The 1203-nt window shown below is 45.8% G+C and carries 2 protein-coding genes; both read right to left on the reverse strand.

Features of this window, described 5'->3' with window-relative positions:
- On the reverse strand, positions 1–518 hold a 518-nt coding region (locus tag F6K53_RS43885), incomplete at its 3' end, for a hypothetical protein (RefSeq protein ID WP_293087121.1).
- A partial coding sequence (locus F6K53_RS43890) for a phage baseplate protein (protein WP_293087123.1) occupies positions 518–1203 on the reverse strand: 686 nt, incomplete at its 5' end. The genes F6K53_RS43885 and F6K53_RS43890, both read right to left, overlap by 1 nt.

Raw genomic sequence — 1203 nt, forward strand, 5'->3', positions numbered from 1 at the left:
TCTTTATCTATCTCTGTGCTTGTCTCCCCAATCGTCTCTCTATTTACCAACTCTTGATTTTCCGCCCTTACCCCCAACTGAACCTCAGTATTATTGATCATGGGCTCCTTTGGTGTTGCCTCTTTTGGTGTTGGTGCGATCGCGTTTTTTTCTCTATTGTTTTTTTCTGTATTTCTGTTCTCTTGGTTTTGAGTTTCCCTGCTAGTTTGATTGAAGGTATTCCCTTCTGAGGTTAATTCCTGATGTTCTGAATATTCTCTCTCAATTTCCACTAAGATTGTGTTCGTGATCGGCTCGGGTTCCCTATCCCTAACTTCACCATCTTGGGGGGATAACGCCGGTGTAGTTGGCTCCCTTGGTGTAATGGTGCGATCGCCCTCAAACAAGCTAGGTATTTCTAGATTGGCATTGTCACTAGCCATCGCCTCTTCCGGAGCAAACCGTGAAACTATTCGGGGTTGCACTACGGGCATTAAACCCAAGGTTCGTTTTGCCAGTCTGGTAAATAAATCTGCCATCAGCCCACTAAACTCAAATAATATTGTCGTCGGAGCGTAGTCATAGATAAGATATCCGCCTCTCGCCATCCATAAAATCGGGCTAGCACGTGTACTTCCTGGAGGATCCTCTGGGCTTTAGCACTGATTTCTTTCCAAATAAACCAAACTATATCTAATAGAACCTGCCAGTTATGACTGCAAGCTGGACAATCTAGATCTAATACTATTTCTATTTGGGGGTCTGCTGTTGCGATTGTCTCTACCATTTTTTCGATCACCTCCTCTGGCAGGTCATTATACCCCCACTTTTGTCCCGATCGGCTTGCCCCCAGCAAACAGTTTTGTCTCAGTTGTCTGGCCGCTTTTTCATGATCTTTGCTTCCCACTATTCCAGCCAAGTCCCAGCTATTCGGCAATCTATAGTGCAACTCCCACTCCCCGACGTTGATTATATAATCTTCTGCTTCTGGTTCCCGCAGTTCTACCAAGCGCATCTGGGATGTTTTCATGGTAAACTCTAACCGTTCGCTACATTCGGGGCAGTCTACCCAACTATTCATCTGCTCCCCGAAGGTGATTTCTCGTAGGATTAATAAATAAGCATCCCGCTGTCCGATACTCATAGTAGCCAGGGTGGCTCTCGGCTTTTCCGGACAAGCAAAACTCAAAAGAGTCAACGCCCTATCCAGGGGATGTTGACTCT

The organism is Moorena sp. SIO4A1 (genome assembly GCF_010672065.1).
Classification (GTDB): domain Bacteria; phylum Cyanobacteriota; class Cyanobacteriia; order Cyanobacteriales; family Coleofasciculaceae; genus Moorena.